We start from the raw sequence: 17,778 nt of genomic DNA, 5'->3' as shown, positions 1-17,778 counted from the left end.
GGCTTGTGAGGCTGCGCTGTAACAGACAGTAAAAAAGGAAAATTCATGGCAAATTGGTTTGAAGATTACTCGTTGTCGGTTGGAAATACGCCTTTAGTGCGCCTTAATCGGGTGACCGATGGTGCATCGGCGCTGGTTTTGGCAAAAATAGAAGGGCGTAATCCGGCGTACTCGGTGAAGTGCCGCATTGGTGTGGCGATGATTGATGATGCGCAGCAGCGGGGATTGCTGGGGCCTGGAAAAGAAATTGTCGAGCCGACCAGTGGCAATACCGGTATTGCATTGGCTTTTGTGGCGGCAGCAAGGGGGATTCCGCTGACTTTGACGATGCCGGAGACGATGAGTGTGGAGCGGCGCAAATTGCTGATTGCATTGGGTGCCAAGCTGGAATTGACGGAAGGTGCGCGTGGCATGAATGGTGCTTTGGCCAAGGCGGAAGAAATTGTGGCTTCAGATCCGGGCCGCTACGTGTTGCTGCAGCAGTTCAGGAATCCGGCTAATCCCGCAATTCATGAAAAAACCACCGGGCCGGAAATATGGAATGATACCGATGGCGCCGTCGATATTTTTGTCGCAGGCGTAGGAACAGGCGGAACGATTACGGGTGTTTCCCGCTATATCAAACAAATCAAAGGCAAGGCGATTACCACGGTGGCGGTTGAACCAACCGCCAGTCCGGTAATGTCGCAAAAGCGCGCGGGGACGTCATTGGCGCCCGGGCCACATAAGATCCAAGGCATTGGTGCGGGTTTTATACCGGATAATCTGGATCTTTCCTTGGTTGATGTGATCGAGCAGGTTAGTAATGAAGAAGCGATATTGTATGCGCGGCGGCTGGCGCGGGAAGAGGGGATTCTGGCCGGTATTTCCTGCGGTGCTGCGGTAGTGGCGGCGGTACGCCACGCCAAACGACCGGAGAATGCCGGAAAAACCATCGTGGTCATTTTGCCGGATTCCGCGGAACGTTATCTGAGCAGCGTTCTGTTTGAGGGTATGTTTGATGAACAGGGTTTGATTGCGCTGTGAACAATACTAAAAGAACGCGCGATACTTTACTGCGCACGACGCATCTGGATGTGGACAGCATTGTTGCTGAATTGCGTACTCTGCGCAGGGCTTCGCTGGAACGCCGGAACCGGTATGATAATCCACCGCGGTTACCGTCACGAAGGATTTTGGCAAGCGTTACGGAAGGCTTGTGCGCCGCCTTGTTCCCTAATCGATTGGGTTCGCCGGAACTGGCCGATGAAGGTGTTGATCATTACGTGGGACATACGCTGAATATGACGCTGCGGGAAATGATGATGCAAATTCAGCATGAATTGCATTATAACTCCGGTATCGAAATTCTTAGTAATGAAGATCGTGAACAGTCAGCGGCGATTACACAGGCATTTGCCAAACGGCTGCCGAATGTTCGGGGTCTGCTGGAGAGTGACATCGAAGCAGCGTATGAAGGTGATCCGGCAGCGCGGAATATCGATGAAGTGCTGGTTTGTTATCCCGGTATCATGGCGATTATGTACTACCGGCTGGCGCATGTGTTGCACGGGCTGGGAGTGCCGTTAATTGCACGCATGATTTCGGAGATCGCCCATTCGCAAACGGGTGTGGAAATCCATCCGGGCGCGCAGATTGGCGGTAGTTTTTTTATTGATCACGGCACCGGCGTGGTGATTGGGGAAACTGCGGTTATCGGTCAGAATGTCCGTCTGTATCAGGCGGTCACGCTGGGCGCGAAGCGTTTTCCGGTGGATGAGAACGGCGCTCTGGTGAAGGGTAATTTGCGTCACCCGATTGTTGAGGATGATGTGGTGATCTACGCAGGTGCGACGATATTGGGGCGTATTACCATCGGTCGAGGTTCGACGATTGGCGGCAATGTGTGGTTGACGCGCAGCGTGCCGCCGGGCAGCAATATTTCGCAGGCACAGATGCGTCATGAAGTGTTCGAGGGTGGTGCCGGGATTTAATTTATTTTTTAGAGGCGGTTATGACGGTTAACAAAATAATGCTCACACTGGATGATGCCAAGAAGATGGTTGCCAGCGCGGAAGCGGAAGCTATGTGCAACGAATGGCAGGTTGTCATTGCAATTGTGGATGACGGCGGCCACTTGCTGTACTTGCAGCGTCTTGACAATACCCAATTCGGCAGTATCAATGTGGCGATTGAGAAAGCACGTGCTGCCATCGCATTCCGCCGTCCGACTAAAATATGGGAAGAAAATATTGCACAAGGACAACTGCGTTATCTGAATTTGCCCGGCACATTGCCTATTGAAGGAGGATTGCCGATTGTTGTGAACGATCAATTTGTCGGCGCAATCGGTGTCAGTGGCGTACGATCATTTCAGGATGCGCAGATCGCTCAAGCCGGGATCGATGCGTTGTTGGCGTAAGCTTCCGTAGTGCTTACGGATTGTGGTGGTGCCTATGGATATTTTTCTTCGTCTGTCTGAGTCAGATAGACAAGAACGACGCCGATAATCATCACCAAGCGGAATGCAGCTTGTTGTCTGTTGGCAACTTCCGATTGCCACATCAGAAACCATTCGCCACCGATCGTCATAAATCCTGTGAACCATAGCAGAAAGCCCAGTGTTAGTCCCAGTATTGCCAATCTTTTGGCTTGATTGAATGCTGTCGGGCGCTTGATGTTTTTAACTAAACGCCAGCCGCCTAATCCGCAAAGTCCCGCAATGACGATCTCGTTAACAATGATGAAACCATAGATCAAATGATGGATAGTCGGAGATTCAATGGCGCGCCAAAGCCCTTGGTTACCCGGAAAGGTCGTATCCATCGTAAGGACGTGCTGGATGGTAACAAAATTTGAATCGTAATCGGTGATGTTATTGAATGCTACCAATGAAGCAAACAGCGCAATAGACCAGACCAGTACAACTTTTGATAATCTTGTATACATGGTGTTCATGATTTGATGCGACTAAATCAATAAATTGATACGAAAGATTTGTATGGGTTGGAAAGTTTTGATGGTGCGTTGAATGTCCGGCCAGCGCGGCCGGACGGTTTATACCTAAGAAGCTTGCTGAATACCAGCCAACAACCAAGTGGCATTGGCGTCTTTCAGATCTTTTTGTACGTGCCAGATTTCATCAAATTCTTCCGGTTCACCGTTGGGTACATCGCGCAATTGGCCGGTGAAACGCACGCTGGCGATGGCCAGATCATGGGTTGTTTCTACTTCCAGCAAATTGGCATCGATGAACAGAACTTCTGTTTTTTGCTGCGTGTCGCCGCGTTCGTTAATCTGCGTGCTAATTTCCGCGAACATTTCCGGTGTGGTGTAGTCACGAATTTCCTCAACATTGCCATGATCATGCGCGGTCTGCAAGCGAATGAACGAGGCTTTTGCGTTGCGGATAAAGGGCTCCACTTTAAAATCTGCCGGGATATTCGGCTGGCGATAGGCTGTTCCGCTATCAGTTGTTGCAGCTTCTGCAGACGCGGTGAACGGCGGCGTATTAAAGCGCTCTTGTGTATTTGTATTCATGCCCGAGTACTGCATGGAAGGCGTTGCTTCAGCCTTGGGTTTGCGCAGCATGCGGAAGATAAAGAATGCAGCGCCGATGAGTAGCGCCAGAATTACCATATCCATCATATTAATATTTTCAAACGCGCCGCCCATAAACAGAGCAGCCAGTAAGCCGCCTGCAGCCAAACCCGCCAATGCGCCGCCCCATTTGCTTCCGCTTGAGGGTGCTGCTTTAGGTGTTGCGGCAGGTGATTGTTGAGGACTCGGTGTAGCTTGCTGTTGGGATTGACGTTGCGTGCCGATGTTTTTGCCGCCGCCTATGCGCTTTGCTTCTGCATCAAAAGCAAGCAATCCAAAACTGAAGATAGCCAAAGTCAGAAAGGTGAGTGTTTTCTTCATCATAATTGTCTCCCAAACTGTTGTTAAGGCATCGAGTATAACATCGGGTTTACGTTGGCAGCTATCATGAATTTTTTGCTGTTGGGTTCTGAATGGTTTTTTCTGTTGCAGCGAGTGCTTGATTGCTTGTTTTCAGCGCAACAGGATTAAACGAGGAATGGCATCACTGCCGATCCATACAATCGCATTCTGATTAAATTGCTGTCCCAATGACCTGGCAATATCCAGATCCAGCCCGGGCACAAAAAAGCTTTTTTCTGTCGGCCATATGCCGGTTGGATCAATATTCAGGCTTTCTATCATTGGGTAAGAATGACGGCTCAGGCAATGCTTAAGGGATTCGTGTGCGTCTAGATTGTCTTCATTGCTTTGCAGCTGGCTGCATGGATTGTATGCGCTGATCATTGCAGCGCAAGGTTGTTTTGATGCAACTAGGAATTTTGCGAGGAATTTCGAATATTGATCAATTTGTAAGCAAATTGAATGTAAGCCAATACCCATCTGATAATGGGTATTGCGATAACTTGCGATAAGATTTTTTTCAATAATCGACGGAATCAAAGTATTTTGATTCGATAACAATCAATTTAATGATGAAGTTGACTTGAATCGCTGCTATTTAAGTTAACAGGCTGTTGAAAAACTATCTGCGTTGCCGCTACGGTGTTAAAAGCAGGCTCAAAATGCTCATTTATTACGCATAAACTGCGCTTTCTCGCCTGTTTTTGCCTTGTATCGGCTGCCTCGAAAACGTTTCTCAACGGCCTGTTAATGCTCGTGCTCGTGTCCATGGCTACCTTCTCCATGGCCATGGCCGTGACCTTTGGTTGCACTGACGAAATTCTCATATTGCTCGGGTGTCATCTTGCCCATTTTGAGAACAAAAGCTACCACCCCCCAAATGGCATCGTCATCATGACTCTGACCCCAAGCCGGCATGGCGGTCATTTTCAAGCCGTTTTTTATCACCCAGAAATATGCCCTGGCATGCTCCAATTTCTTGGCAGAGTCGGTGATCGGCTCACGTTGATGGAATATGGGCGCCTGTGGATACAAACCGATTGAGAGCTCTGTCGGTTCCATACCGGGAGCCAAATGGCAGATTGTGCACATGGCGTTATAGTGCTCGGCACCGCCAGCGATCAATTCCTTGCCATCCAGAGCAGGTACTTGCAAATTTTTAGCGTGCGCTTCGATCGAGCTCTCACGTACCCATTCGATAATCTTTTCGGTAATGCCCCAGTGTTTTTCCGTCGCCGCTATATTGTAAGCGCCTGATCCAAGGGCGATGATTATCAATAGTAGTAGCGCCGATAATAGGCTGACGATTATTTTCATTTTTTTGTTCTCATAGAAAGGTTTATACAGCATCATAGTACTTTCAATCCCGGAGGGAATCAATTTGCATTTTCTGAATCGCTATATCGACCGCTTTCCAGCTTAGCCTGGATACTGGCATGATTGAGATGCGGTGCAAACATTTCAATAAAGTCAAAGATATAACCACGGATATAATTGTTGCGACTGATGCCGATGCGTGTTGTGCTGGGTTCAAACAGATGGCTGGCGTCTATGGATCTGAGGCTTTTGTCGCGTTTGGCGTCAAAAGCCATGTTGGCCAATATGCCTACACCCAAGCCCAATTCTACGTAAGTTTTGATCACGTCGGAATCGATCGCGGTCAGTACGACATTGGGTTCCAATCCGCGATCTGCAAACGCCTGATTGATTTTTGAGCGGCCGGTAAAAGCAAAATCATAAGTGATGATGGGATATTGATTAATGGCTTCCAGGGTGAGTTTTTTCAACTTCAGGAGCGGGTGTTTGGGCGGCACAATGACGCATCGGTTCCATTGATAACAAGGCAACATGATCAATTCATGAAATTGTTCAATGGCTTCGGTGGCGATCGCAATATCCGCTTCGCCCGAGGTGACTAATGCAGAAATCTGCATCGGACTGCCTTGCCGCAGGATGAGTTTGATTTTTGGGTAACGTGCGGTGAAACGTTTAATCACAGGCGGTAAAGAATAGCGCGCTTGAGTATGCGTGGTGGCGATAGTGAGCGTACCGTCCGCTTCATTGGTAAATTCCTGTGCAATTTTTTTTAGGTTGTCGGCATCGCGAAGCATCCGGGTGGCGGTTTTTATGATCAGCTGCCCGGGCGGGGTTATCTGCACGATACGTTTACCATTGCGCAAAAAGATATCGACACCGAGTTCGTCTTCAAGCAGCTGAATTTGCTTGCTGATAGCCGGTTGAGAAGTGTGCAGTTTTATTGCTGCCTTGGATAGGTTCATGTTCTGGTTGGCGGTTTCGCACAAATAGCGAAGTTGCTGTAGTTTCATAAATCACATCTGCTCATAATAAATAGTTATATAAATCTAACATAATAGTATTTTGAATTATAGAGATGCGTTGTTATCATGCGATAAGTCGAAATGGGATGTTCGATTCATCTATCATTCATGCGTATAAGACAATTACGGTTTAGTTTTTTGGTAGAATACTCAATTGTTATAAATTGCTATAGGTTATTCGTAGCAGTAGCGCAATAAAATTTAAGGCAACGGCAAAGGAATTGTTTGTTCGGTATGTCAGGGTGATAAGTGGCTGGAATAGTGGGCTGCTGATTCATTGACAGGCTTCGGCAATTTCCCATTAATGAAACAAGGATTGATTGATGAGTACAAATATTGAGAATAAGCCCAAGCAAGTCACATGGTTTAATGGGTGCGGTGGACGTATCGGTATTGTGGTGGGTGAGAGCGGTGAACATGCCTATATCGGCATGGCGTTAAGACACGATGAAGACGATGATGTGAACCATATTATGAAATATGGTGCCAAATTTCCATTGGATGCGGCGCTATTGTTGCCTGTTTCCAAGCAATATACCCAGACGGAATCCTGAGATCCCATTGAATTGATTGTGCGTACTTTATTGAGCATCTTTGAACGAATATGCGGGGAAATTAAGAATGTATCGCTATGATGAATATGATCAGCAAATAGTTGATGAACGCGTCGAACAGTATCGTGATCAAGTGCGTCGGCGTCTTTCCGGTGAACTGACGGAAGAAGAATTTCTGCCTTTGCGGCTGCAAAATGGCTTGTATATGCAGATACATGGCTACATGTTACGTATCGCAGTGCCTTATGGCTTCATATCTTCAAGACAGATGCGCATGTTTGCCCACATTGCACGTAGATATGATCGTGGTTACGGGCATTTCACGACACGCCAGAATATCCAGTTTAATTGGCTCAAGCTGGAAGATACGCCTGATATTCTGACGGAGCTTGCTTCTGTCGAAATGCATGCCATTCAGACTTCCGGCAACTGTGTGCGTAATATTACCTCGGATGAGTATGCAGGAGTTGCGCGCGACGAAGTTGTTGATCCGCGACCTTATGCTGAGATTCTGCGTCAATGGAGTACTTTTCATCCGGAATTTGCTTATTTGCCCCGTAAATTCAAGATTGCCATCAGTGGCGGAAAAGAAGACCGTGCTGCGATCTATGCGCACGATATCGGCTTGGCGGTCACTAAAAATGCGCAAGGTGAAGTGGGCTTCCGTGTGCTGGTAGGCGGAGGACTGGGGCGCACACCTGTCATCGGCAGTGAGATTTGTGAATTTGTGCCGTGGCAGCATATTTTGACGTATGTCGAATCCATTTTGCGGATCTATAATCAATATGGCCGCCGAGATAACAAATATAAAGCGCGTATCAAGATTCTGGTAAAAGCTTTGGGGATCGATGAGTTTAGGCGTCAGGTTGAAGCGGATTGGGCGGATATCAAGGATGGCCCCGGTACTTTAACTGTTGAGGAAGTCAAACGTGTTGCCTCGTTCTTTACTGATCCGGCTTATGAAACACTGACTGATCATGATCCCGCTTTGAATGAGTTCAAGGCGGATAGTCGCTCATTTTCCAACTGGATGTTACGTAACGTTAAGCCGCACCGTGTTCCCGGTTACGCGATCGTTGTTTTGTCGTTGAAAAAGCCAGGTACTGTTCCTGGCGATGCTACGGCTGAACAGATGGAAGCAATCGCAGATCTGGCGGATCGCTATAGCTTTGGTGAATCACGCATCACGCACCAACAAAATCTGGTGTTGGCGGATGTACGGCAGAAAGACTTGATTCGTCTGTGGCAAGAAGCGACAGCATACGAACTGACTGCGCCCAATATTGGGTTATTGACCGATATCATCAGCTGTCCCGGTGCGGAATTCTGCACATTGGCCAATGCGCGCTCCATACCGCTGGCAAAGTTGATTGCCGAGCGTTTTGAGAGTCTGGATTTTCAGCACGATATCGGTGAGATAACACTGAATATCTCGGGGTGTGTCAATGCTTGCGGGCAGCATCATATCGGCAATATCGGCATTACCGGTGTTGAAAAGAAAGACCATGATGAGTGGTATCAGGTGTCGCTGGGTGGCGCTGAAGGTAACAACAGCTCAATTGGCAAGATTATCGGTCCATCCTTTACGTTTAATCAGGTGCCGGAGGTGATTGACCGACTGCTGCAGGTTTATCTGCGTGAACGTATGGAAGCTGAACGTTTTATTGATACGGTGCGCCGCATTGGTCATGGGCCTTTTAAAGAGTACGTGTACGCGACCGATCTCGCGGTTGAGGAAGAAGAAGTTACCGGCAAGCATGTGGTGGCGCCTGCGGAATATTCAGTGCCTTATTATTCTCCAAGGTTTTAAGTGTGATGATTATAAAAAATAAAGCAATTGTTGCGGATGACTGGGTTGTGCTGCGCTTAAGTGAGCAGGAATCAGCAGACAATGTGACGATTCCGGCAGGCAAAGTGATCGTGCCATTGCAAGTTTGGTTGCAGCAGCGCGATGTATTACAACAACGTGATGACATAGGCGTATGGTTGGCCAGTGCCGAACGTCCGGAGGATTTGAAAGACGATGTGCACAAATTTTCCGTGATTGCGGTTGATTTCCCGAAATTCTCGGATGGCCGGGGTTATTCCATTGCTTATAATTTGCGTGCGCGCCTGGGTTATACCGGAGAATTGCGGGCGATCGGCGATGTCTTGCGCGATCAATTATTTTATATGCAGCGCGTGGGGTTTGATGCCTTTGCGCCGCGTCCGGATCGTAGCATTGAAGATGCGTTAAAAGGATTGAGTGATTTCTCCGAGGTTTATCAAGCTTCTTTTGATCAGAAACTGCCATTATTTCGTCGGGTACAGCACAAGGTAAATTCGACTGCAGACATGACATGAGCGCGCTGCAGCAAAAAGTTGATCAGGTCGTTGCAGTGCTGACCGAAACCGTGCGTGATCATGCACCGGTTACGTTTGCCAACAGTCTGGGGGCTGAAGATATGGTGCTGACAGACATCATTGATCGGTATCACCTCGCTATTGATATGTTTAGTCTCGATACCGGGCGCTTGCCGCAAGAAACCTATGATTTGATGCAGACAGTGCGGGAGCGGTACAAGACGCCGCTACGTATCTATTTTCCTAATGTAAAACAGGTTGAAGCGTATGTCGCCGAAAATGGCGTGAATGGTTTCTATGAAAGCATTGAATTACGTAAGTCCTGCTGCCATATCCGCAAAGTGGAGCCGTTGCGCCGTGCTTTACAGGGTAAGCGCGCGTGGGTGACGGGAATACGGCACGAACAGGGATCTACCCGATTGGACTTGAAAGTGTCTGCCTATGATATGGGCAATCGTATGCAAAAGGTTAATCCGCTGCTGGAATGGTCAAACACAGAAGTCTGGGAATATCTCAAGCAGTATGAAGTGCCCTATAACAAGCTGCATGACAAGTTTTACCCGAGTATCGGATGCGCACCTTGCACTCGTGCGATTACACCCGGAGAGGATATTCGCTCCGGTCGCTGGTGGTGGGAAGCGCCGGAAAACAAGGAGTGTGGATTGCATACCGGCAAAGTGATTCCATTAAAATAGGTGTGATTGGTCACAGTATTGCATGTGGTTTTTTGCAGGCATCCTGTTTGCAGGGTGCTTAATTTTTTGTAGATTGAGAAGAAGAAAATGAGTAGTCATGCCTTTACCCATCTGGACGCACTGGAAAGTGAAGCGATACATATCATGCGCGAAGTTGCGGCGGAATGTGCTAATCCTGTTCTGCTGTTCTCCGGTGGTAAAGATTCCATTGTTTTGTTGCGTCTGGCTGAAAAAGCGTTTCGTCCCGGACGTTTTCCTTTTCCATTGATGCATATCGATACGGAGCACAACTTTCCCGAGGTGATCGCGTTTCGCGATCGGCGCGTCAATGAATTGGGCGAACGATTGATTGTGCGCAGCATGGAGGATTCGATCAAAAAGGGCAGAGTGATGCTGCGCTCGGAGAATCAAAGCCGCAATGCTTTTCAATCGGTAACGCTATTGGATGCCATCGCGGAATTCAAATTCGACGCGTGTATCGGTGGTGCGCGCCGGGATGAAGAAAAAGCGCGTGCCAAAGAGCGAATTTTTTCTTTCCGCGATGAGTTCGGTCAGTGGGATCCCAAGAATCAACGCCCGGAATTATGGGATATTTATAATACCCGCACACATCCTGGCGAGAATATCCGGGTATTTCCGATCAGTAACTGGACCGAATTGGACGTTTGGGAATATATCGCACGTGAAAAACTGGAAGTGCCGCAAATCTATTTCGCCCATACGCGTGATGTGATCCGGCGTGCAGCCGGTTTGTTGCCCGTTTCACAGTTGGTGCAACCGCAGGCGGGCGAGAAAATTGAGCACATTACCGTGCGTTTTCGTACCGTGGGCGATATGAGTTGTACCTGTCCGGTGGAGTCGAATGCAGCCAGTATCGATGAAATCATTGCTGAGACAGCGATGACGCGTATTACTGAGCGCGGCGCTACGCGCATGGATGATCAAACATCGGAAGCGTCGATGGAATTGCGCAAGAAAGAAGGATATTTCTAGCATTGGCGCATCTGTGGCGGTTTTGACTGAGAAACATCGCATTCAATCGGGCAGATCAATCAACTTTTAATCATTTATTTCTATATTCTGTGGTAACAAGAATTTCCAGAAGGTTTCCAAATGTCGATCATTGAAAAAATTTCGTTTGATCAAGCCGGGTTATTGCGCTTTATTACTGCCGGGAGTGTGGATGACGGTAAAAGTACTTTGATCGGTCGTTTATTGCATGACTCGAAGTCTATTTTTGAAGATCAACTGACATCGATTTCCAATACCACGCGCAAGCGCGGTATGGCAGGTGTGGACCTATCACTGCTCACCGACGGATTGCAAGCCGAGCGCGAACAAGGCATAACCATTGATGTGGCCTACCGGTATTTCGCTACGCCCAAGCGCAAATTTATTATTGCCGATACGCCGGGGCATGAGCAATATACGCGCAATATGGTTACCGGCGCTTCAACGGCCAATCTGGCGATTATTCTGATCGATGCGCGCAAAGGCGTGCTGACGCAATCGCGCCGTCATGCTTATCTGGCAAGTTTGGTGGGAATTCCGCACCTGGTGGTGGCCGTTAACAAGATGGATCTGGTGGATTACTCGCAATCAGTCTTTGAGAAAATTTGTCAGGATTTCGCTACGTTTGCGGAGAAACTCAAGCTGCGCAATATTACCTATATTCCGATGTCGGCACTCAATGGGGATATGGTGGTTGAACGCGGTGATCATCTTAACTGGTACCAAGGCTCCACGTTGATGAATCTATTAGAAAGCGTATCGATCGAAGACGATATCAATCGTGAAGATTTTCGTTTTCCTGTGCAATGGGTGTGCCGGCCACAAACTAAGGAATTACATGATTTTCGTGGTTATATGGGACGTATCGAGTCGGGTTCAATACGTGTTGGCGACGACGTCACGTTGCTGCCATCAGGATTGACTTCGCGCATCAAAGAAATTTTGGTTTACGAGGGTGCTGTTGACGAAGCTTCCGCCCCGCAATCGGTCACGCTGACAATTGACGATCACATAGACATTTCGCGTGGTGATATGCTGGTGAAAGCGGGGGATTCACCGCAGGTTATTAAAGCATTTGATGCGATGTTATGCTGGCTCTCCGAACAGCCGCTGGATCCCAGCAGGAAGTATCTGATCAAACAGTCAACCCGCATGGTGAAAGCCGTCATCGGCCGGATCGATTATCGTGTCGATGTCAATACCATGAACCATGAAACAGTGAATACTTTGAAAATGAACGATATCGCGCATATTGAACTGAAAGTACAGGCGCCGCTGGTTTGTGACGATTACGAGCGCAATCGCGCAACCGGATGTTTTATCGTTATCGACGAAAGCAGTAACAATACGGTGGCGGCTGGGATGATTGCAGCAGCTAGGGAATGAATAAGAATCCAAGCTGTAGTTTAGGTGTGATGAATGCGCATGTTGTATCTGTTTTTAACACCGTAGCGGCGATACAGATTGTTTGATGTCTGCGGAGGGTGCTGGTGCTTGCGGTTAGTGAACTTGTGAGAAGAATCTGTTGTGATTTATTGCATACGGGATTGCAAGTATAGTGGAAACAGTTAATCATACGATGAATAAATGGATTTAATGCGCAATGATCAGAGGAACTTAAAGGATTTGCTATTTTAGTGGTTGAGGACAATGAGCTGAATCAACAAGTTGCCAAAGAAATGCTGGAGTACTCAGGTGCTATCATAGTTGCTGTGGAGCACGGAAAGGAAGTGCTGGATTTTCTGCGTAAGGAGTCTTTGATTGTGTATTAATGGATATTTAAATACTCATTGGAGACTACGCAAATGATTCGAACTAATGTGCATTGGTCAGATTGTTGCGTTAACAGCCAATGCGGATCAACATCATAGAGACCTGTATCAGTATGCATGCATGAGTGATTTTTAGCTGAACCGATTAATCCCGACTTATTGATTAATACACTTTTAAATGGCTCTGAAAAGAATACGTACTGTAGTAATTTATTTATTGAATGCTCCTGGACGAATTAGTGGTTGTTAGGTAAGCGCTTAACTAAATTCTTTGGATGGATAAAAAGAAAAATCTACGTGTGTTAGTACTTGATGATGACAAATTTATGCTTGAATTTGTCAGTCATTTGCTTAGAGAATTGGGAGTCAATGAAGTGCTTGTTGCAGAAAATGGTGCCGCTGGTTTGTTTGCACTGTCTGCTCAAATAGAAGTTGTCGATTTGTTGATTTGTGATATTGAAATGCCAGGAATGGATGGCATTGAGTTTTTGCGTCATATTGCTGATCAGAAATATAGTGGAAAAGTTGTATTATTTTCAGATGTTGAGGCGGATTTGCTCAAAGCAATAGAACGCTTGGCCATTGTACGTGGGTTGAATGTCGTTGGCACATTGGCTAAGCCGGTGACCATGGGCTCTTTGACAGCGATACTGGAAAAACTGAGTTTGCCGATTCAAAAAACTACGAACTCTTCCCAGGTAAGACAAATATTTGATGTGGAGGAGATTCGACAGGCTTTGATGGCTGATCAGATCACACTATTTTTTCAACCAAAAATTTCCGCTTCCAGCCGTCGTGTCACCAGTGTCGAGTGTTTGGCACGGTGGCATCATGCGAGATATGGTTATATTTCTCCTGATAATTTTATTTCCATTATTGAGCAGAATGGTTTGATCAATGATTTTACACGCAATGTGTTAAAGAAATCCGTGCAGCAGTTGGATATCTGGCTACAGAACGGATTGGATCTGGAAATTTCTGTGAATGTTTCCATGGCAAACCTGGATCGCTTTGATTTGCCGGAGATTTATCAGGAGGCTGTGCAGGATTCCAATGTGCCGATTGAGCGGGTTACGCTGGAGATTACCGAAGGTAAACTGGGGAAAGATTTTGCACAAAGCCTGGATATTCTGACGCGTATCCGGCTTAAAGGTTTCGGGTTGTCCATAGATGATTTTGGTACCGGCTATGCGTCGATGGAAACGCTTAAATATATGCCTTTTACAGAACTCAAGATAGACCGGATTTTTGCACATAATGCTGCGCAAGATTCGGCGACTCGTGTAATTCTCGAGTCGAGTATAAAATTAGGCAAAGCTTTTGGCTTGAATGTGGTGGTGGAAGGGATTGAAAACCAGGCTGATTGCGAATTGGTTACAGAGCTTGGGTGCGATGAAATACAAGGGTATTTTATTGCACAGCCCATGCTGGCCGATGAATTTGCCCGATGGTTGTGCGATTATGAAAAGAATAGGAAGTAACAGGAAATAACGATTTCAACATTATCACCCAACTAATATAGTACGTTTAGGTTAAGTGATTACACGGATAACAGAATACAATAATTGATTATGACAAACTCAGATGCAGCGTTACGCACTCAGCAGGAAACAATGACAGTTTTATCGAATTTTAATTTTGGTTTTACGATTGCCGATCTTTATCAGCGCAGTGGTTTGGTCAGGCTTGATCAAATATTTATGGATTTTCTCCGTACCGGCGATGAAGTGCTGTATAAAAGGCTGGAACATGCACGTGCGCACCCTGATGAATTATTACCCAAAGATGATTCCGCGTTATTGATCGAGATTGCGCCTTGGCTGGAAGATTTCGTTGCTCGGTTATTTAACATTGAGAATGAAGTGCAACAGTTGGCCGCAAAGCATCATGAACTGGCACCACTGTATTTCTGCAAGCGGCAATTTGTGCAGCGTCGTGCGAAGAGCAAGGTCGGTGATGCGGAATTGGCTGAAATCGATGGTCTGGCCCTGGAAAAAGAACTGACGGCAGAATTTTGTGAGCCCTTCTCAGAATTGGTTTTTGCCACGAAGGTAATGCAGTGGATGGAAACGGAAGCGGACAATGAAGCGCGCTTGAACAAAGCGTTACACTATGCTGCCTGGGCGCTGAGAACGCCGGCCGGACAGCAGCATACGTATCAAGGAATTTTATTCAAATCGCCTGCCAAGCTCGATTTTCAGCATCTATTGTCATTGGAGACGGATGAGTCGGGTGGATATCCGCTACATCGGCTTGGGCATTTGCGCGAACGCAATGGTTTCGCGCTGACCGATCAAGGCACTGATCTGATGGGCGCGCTGGATGAAGCCAATTACTGTATCTGGTGTCATGAACAGGGTAAGGATTCGTGTTCAAAAGGTTTGATACAAAAATCCAAGCTGCCGGATGAGCCGCCTACCTTCAAGAAAAGTGAACTGGGTGCGTTGTTGGCAGGTTGTCCATTGGAAGAGCGCATTTCCGAGTTTCACAAACTCAAAACGCAAGGTGTTGCAGTCGGGAGTCTGGCAATGATTACGCTGGATAATCCGATGTGTGCCGGCACGGGTCATCGCATTTGTAACGATTGCATGAAATCCTGTATTTATCAAAAGCAGGACCCTGTGGATATTCCTCAGGCAGAAACACGGACGCTGAAGGATGTGCTGGCACTGCCATGGGGATATGAGATTTATAGCCTGCTGACACGCTGGAATCCATTGAATCTGCGTCGCCCGGTGCCGAAACCGGCATCTGGTCGCAAGGTTCTGGTGGTGGGGATGGGGCCGGCCGGCTATACACTGGCGCATCACTTGATGAACGAAGGTCACACGGTAGTGGGAATTGATGGGCTGAAGATCGAACCCTTGCCGGAAGAAATTTCGGGGGTTAATCAACAAGGCGAGCGCGTACCCTTTAAAGCGATTCAACATGCCAGTGCACTGGAAGAAAGTCTGGATCAGCGCATGCCTTGGGGTTTTGGTGGCGTGGCAGAGTACGGGATTACTGTGCGCTGGAACAAAAACTTTTTGAAACTGATCCGTCTGCTATTGGAGCGCAGAGAAGAATTCGCTTTGTTTGGTGGTGTGCGCTTTGGTGGCACATTGACGGCCGATGATGCGTTTGCCATGGGATTTGACCATGTGGCTCTGGCTGCCGGTGCCGGGCGTCCTACTGTGCTGGATTTGCCGAATGGGCTGGCGCGTGGCGTGCGTGCAGCATCTGATTTTCTGATGGCATTGCAATTAACCGGTGCTGCGCAGAGTGATTCCATTGCAAACATGCAGCTACGTTTGCCGGTAGTGGTGATTGGTGGCGGTTTAACGGCGATCGATACGGCTACCGAAGCCCTGGCGTATTATCCGATACAAGTGGAAAAATTTTTGCAGCGCTATGAAATTCTGACAGCTGTGCGAGGAGAAGCTGCCGTTCGCGAGGCCTGGGATGCGGAAGAAAAAGACATCGCTGATGATTTTCTCAACCATGCGCGAGCCATCCGCGCAGAGCGTCAGATTGCCGAACAGGAAGGACGTGCGCCGCGTATCATTGGATTGTTGCAATCCTGGGGTGGCGCAACGATTGCCTATCGGAAGCGCCTGTCAGACAGCCCTTCGTATACGTTGAACCACGAAGAAGTGGAAAAAGCGCTGGAAGAAGGCATCTGGTTTGCTGAAGGCATGACGCCAGTGCGGGTCAATGTGGATGCATGGGGACATACGCAATCGGTGCAATTTGCGGTGCAAAAACGGGATGAAGCCGGACAGTGGCAGGATGCCGGTGAAGTTGAGCTACCGACACGTGCTTTGTTGGTTGCTGCAGGAACTCAGCCCAACACGGTATTGGCGCGGGAAGATGAGAAGCAATTTAAGCTCGATGGTCGTTATTTTGCGGCTTGCGATGAGGCAGGCAATTCGGTGCGACCACCATACGCCAATCCCAAACCTGAAACGCCGATGGTATTGCTGAGTCGCTACAAGGATGATCAGGATGGGCGTTTCATCAGTTTCTTTGGTGATTTGCATCCATCGTATTCCGGTAACGTGGTAAAAGCGATGTCCAGTGCCAAGCAAGGTTATCCCGTAGTGAGTCGTGTGCTGGAGCGCGTCAAGCCGGCTTTGGATCAGTCGACGCAGCAATTTTTTGCGGAACTGAATAATCAACTGCGGCCAACGGTTTACAAAGTGGAAAGACTTGCACCCAACATTATCGAAGTGGTTGTACATGCGCCAATGGCAGCTGAGCATTTTCAACCGGGGCAGTTTTATCGTTTTCAGAATTATGCCGCCCTAGCAACCATTGCCGGAGATACGCGGTTGGCGATGGAAGGCTTGGCACTGACGGGTGCGTCGGTGGATATTGAACGTGGACTGGTTTCACTCATTGTGCTGGAAATGGGCGGATCTTCCAATCTGTGTGCGATGCTGAAACCGGGAGAGCCGGTTGTGTTGATGGGACCCACCGGTACGCCTACGGAAATTCCAGCGAATGAAACGGTGGTATTGGTTGGTGGCGGTTTAGGTAATGCGGTATTGTTCTCTATTGGTGCGGCTGCACGTGCAGCTGGGTCAAAAGTGCTGTATTTTGCCGGCTATAAAAAAATGGTGGATCGCTATAAGGTAGCTGAAATTGAAGCCGCGGCAGATATCGTTGTGTGGTGCTGTGATGAATCCCCAGGTTTTGCGGCCACACGTCCGCAGGATAAAAGCTATGTGGGTAATATCGTGCAGGCCATGGTGGCTTATGCCAGTGGTGAATTGGGCGAGCAGCCAGTGGCATTGGCGGATGCCGATCATATTATTGCCATTGGTTCAGATCGCATGATGGCCGCAGTCGGCGTGGCGCGTCATAATCAGCTGAAGCCGTATTTGAAAGCCGATCATTTCGCCATCGGCTCGATTAATTCGCCGATGCAATGCATGATGAAGGAAATCTGCGCGCAGTGCTTGCAACCGCATCAGGATCCGGAAACCGGAAAAATCACGTATGTGTTTTCGTGTTTTAATCAGGATCAACCACTGGATCAAGTGGATTTCTCCGGATTGGCGACACGTTTACGTCAAAATACGGTACAGGAGAAGTTGACGAATCAATGGATCGGACGCTGTTTGAACAACGTGAAGTAGAGAATCCGGAACCCGATGAGAGG

Annotated in this window: 17 protein-coding genes; 12 read left to right on the top strand and 5 right to left on the bottom strand. The window is 47.9% G+C overall.

Annotation, left to right across the window (positions count from 1 at the left end; translation table 11 throughout):
- Positions 1–45 precede the first annotated feature (45 nt).
- From cysK to C8R34_RS08865, 3 genes are read left to right on the top strand one after another with little or no spacing between them, the layout of a single operon-like run.
- Positions 46–1,026, top strand: coding sequence for a cysteine synthase A (gene cysK / locus C8R34_RS08875; RefSeq protein WP_110339925.1), 981 nt, complete (start codon positions 46–48; stop codon positions 1,024–1,026).
- Positions 1,023–1,973, top strand: coding sequence for a serine O-acetyltransferase EpsC (epsC, locus tag C8R34_RS08870; protein WP_110339923.1), 951 nt, complete (start codon positions 1,023–1,025; stop codon positions 1,971–1,973). Before cysK ends, epsC begins: the two co-directional genes overlap by 4 nt.
- 20 nt (positions 1,974–1,993) lie before the next feature.
- Entirely contained in the window at positions 1,994–2,401 is a 408-nt protein-coding gene (locus C8R34_RS08865; protein WP_110339921.1) for a heme-binding protein, read from the top strand.
- 32 nt (positions 2,402–2,433) lie between these two features.
- On the opposite strand, the gene C8R34_RS08860 is transcribed toward C8R34_RS08865, so the two are convergent.
- From C8R34_RS08860 to cysB, 5 genes are all read right to left on the bottom strand, one after another.
- Positions 2,434–2,937 carry a DUF2165 family protein gene (locus tag C8R34_RS08860; protein WP_258364436.1) on the bottom strand — a complete coding sequence of 168 codons (504 nt, stop codon included), beginning with the start codon at positions 2,935–2,937 and terminating at the stop codon, positions 2,434–2,436.
- Between the two features lie 105 nt (positions 2,938–3,042).
- Complete coding sequence (locus C8R34_RS08855; RefSeq protein ID WP_110339961.1) at positions 3,043–3,900, bottom strand: Tim44 domain-containing protein; 858 nt, start codon at positions 3,898–3,900, stop codon at positions 3,043–3,045.
- A 132-nt stretch (positions 3,901–4,032) separates the two neighbouring features.
- Positions 4,033–4,305, bottom strand: coding sequence for a DUF3293 domain-containing protein (locus C8R34_RS16990; protein WP_258364435.1), 273 nt, complete (start codon positions 4,303–4,305; stop codon positions 4,033–4,035).
- A 363-nt stretch (positions 4,306–4,668) separates the two neighbouring features.
- Complete coding sequence (locus tag C8R34_RS08840; RefSeq protein ID WP_110339957.1) at positions 4,669–5,238, bottom strand: cytochrome c; 570 nt, start codon at positions 5,236–5,238, stop codon at positions 4,669–4,671.
- A gap of 59 nt (positions 5,239–5,297) precedes the next feature.
- Positions 5,298–6,248 (bottom strand): HTH-type transcriptional regulator CysB, encoded by a 951-nt coding sequence (gene cysB / locus C8R34_RS08835; RefSeq protein ID WP_110339917.1) that lies wholly within the window; start codon positions 6,246–6,248, stop codon positions 5,298–5,300.
- A 335-nt stretch (positions 6,249–6,583) separates the two neighbouring features.
- On the opposite strand from cysB, the gene C8R34_RS08830 reads away from it, so the two are divergent.
- The 9 genes from C8R34_RS08830 (at position 6,584) to C8R34_RS08790 (ending at position 17,755) form a co-directional block, all read left to right on the top strand.
- Complete coding sequence (locus tag C8R34_RS08830; RefSeq protein ID WP_110339915.1) at positions 6,584–6,814, top strand: hypothetical protein; 231 nt, start codon at positions 6,584–6,586, stop codon at positions 6,812–6,814.
- Positions 6,815–6,881: 67 nt separating this feature from the next.
- Positions 6,882–8,624, top strand: coding sequence for a nitrite/sulfite reductase (locus C8R34_RS08825; protein WP_110339913.1), 1,743 nt, complete (start codon positions 6,882–6,884; stop codon positions 8,622–8,624).
- A gap of 5 nt (positions 8,625–8,629) precedes the next feature.
- A complete protein-coding gene (locus C8R34_RS08820; protein ID WP_110339955.1) occupies positions 8,630–9,157 on the top strand; it encodes a DUF934 domain-containing protein in 528 nt (175 codons plus the stop codon).
- A complete protein-coding gene (locus C8R34_RS08815; protein ID WP_110339911.1) occupies positions 9,154–9,852 on the top strand; it encodes a phosphoadenylyl-sulfate reductase in 699 nt (232 codons plus the stop codon). The genes C8R34_RS08820 and C8R34_RS08815 overlap by 4 nt, the downstream gene beginning before the upstream one ends.
- An 87-nt stretch (positions 9,853–9,939) precedes the next feature.
- On the top strand, positions 9,940–10,845 hold the full coding sequence (gene cysD / locus C8R34_RS08810; protein WP_110339909.1) for a sulfate adenylyltransferase subunit CysD: 906 nt from the start codon (positions 9,940–9,942) through the stop codon (positions 10,843–10,845).
- Positions 10,846–10,965: 120 nt separating this feature from the next.
- A complete protein-coding gene (gene cysN / locus C8R34_RS08805) occupies positions 10,966–12,249 on the top strand; it encodes a sulfate adenylyltransferase subunit CysN (protein WP_110339907.1) in 1,284 nt (427 codons plus the stop codon).
- A gap of 251 nt (positions 12,250–12,500) precedes the next feature.
- The gene (locus tag C8R34_RS16985) at positions 12,501–12,635 is read left to right on the top strand and encodes a hypothetical protein (RefSeq protein WP_258364434.1); all 135 of its coding nucleotides are present in this window, start codon (positions 12,501–12,503) and stop codon (positions 12,633–12,635) included.
- A gap of 275 nt (positions 12,636–12,910) precedes the next feature.
- Positions 12,911–14,116, top strand: a complete 1,206-nt coding sequence (locus C8R34_RS08795) for an EAL domain-containing protein (protein WP_110339903.1) — start codon at positions 12,911–12,913, stop codon at positions 14,114–14,116.
- Positions 14,117–14,248: 132 nt separating this feature from the next.
- Entirely contained in the window at positions 14,249–17,755 is a 3,507-nt protein-coding gene (locus tag C8R34_RS08790; protein WP_165872548.1) for an FAD-dependent oxidoreductase, read from the top strand.
- Positions 17,756–17,778: the final 23 nt, after the last annotated feature.

The sequence above is a fragment of the Nitrosomonas sp. Nm84 genome (genome assembly GCF_003201565.1).
Taxonomy (GTDB): Bacteria; Pseudomonadota; Gammaproteobacteria; order Burkholderiales; family Nitrosomonadaceae; genus Nitrosomonas.
This window is presented reverse-complemented; position numbering and strand designations above follow the sequence as displayed.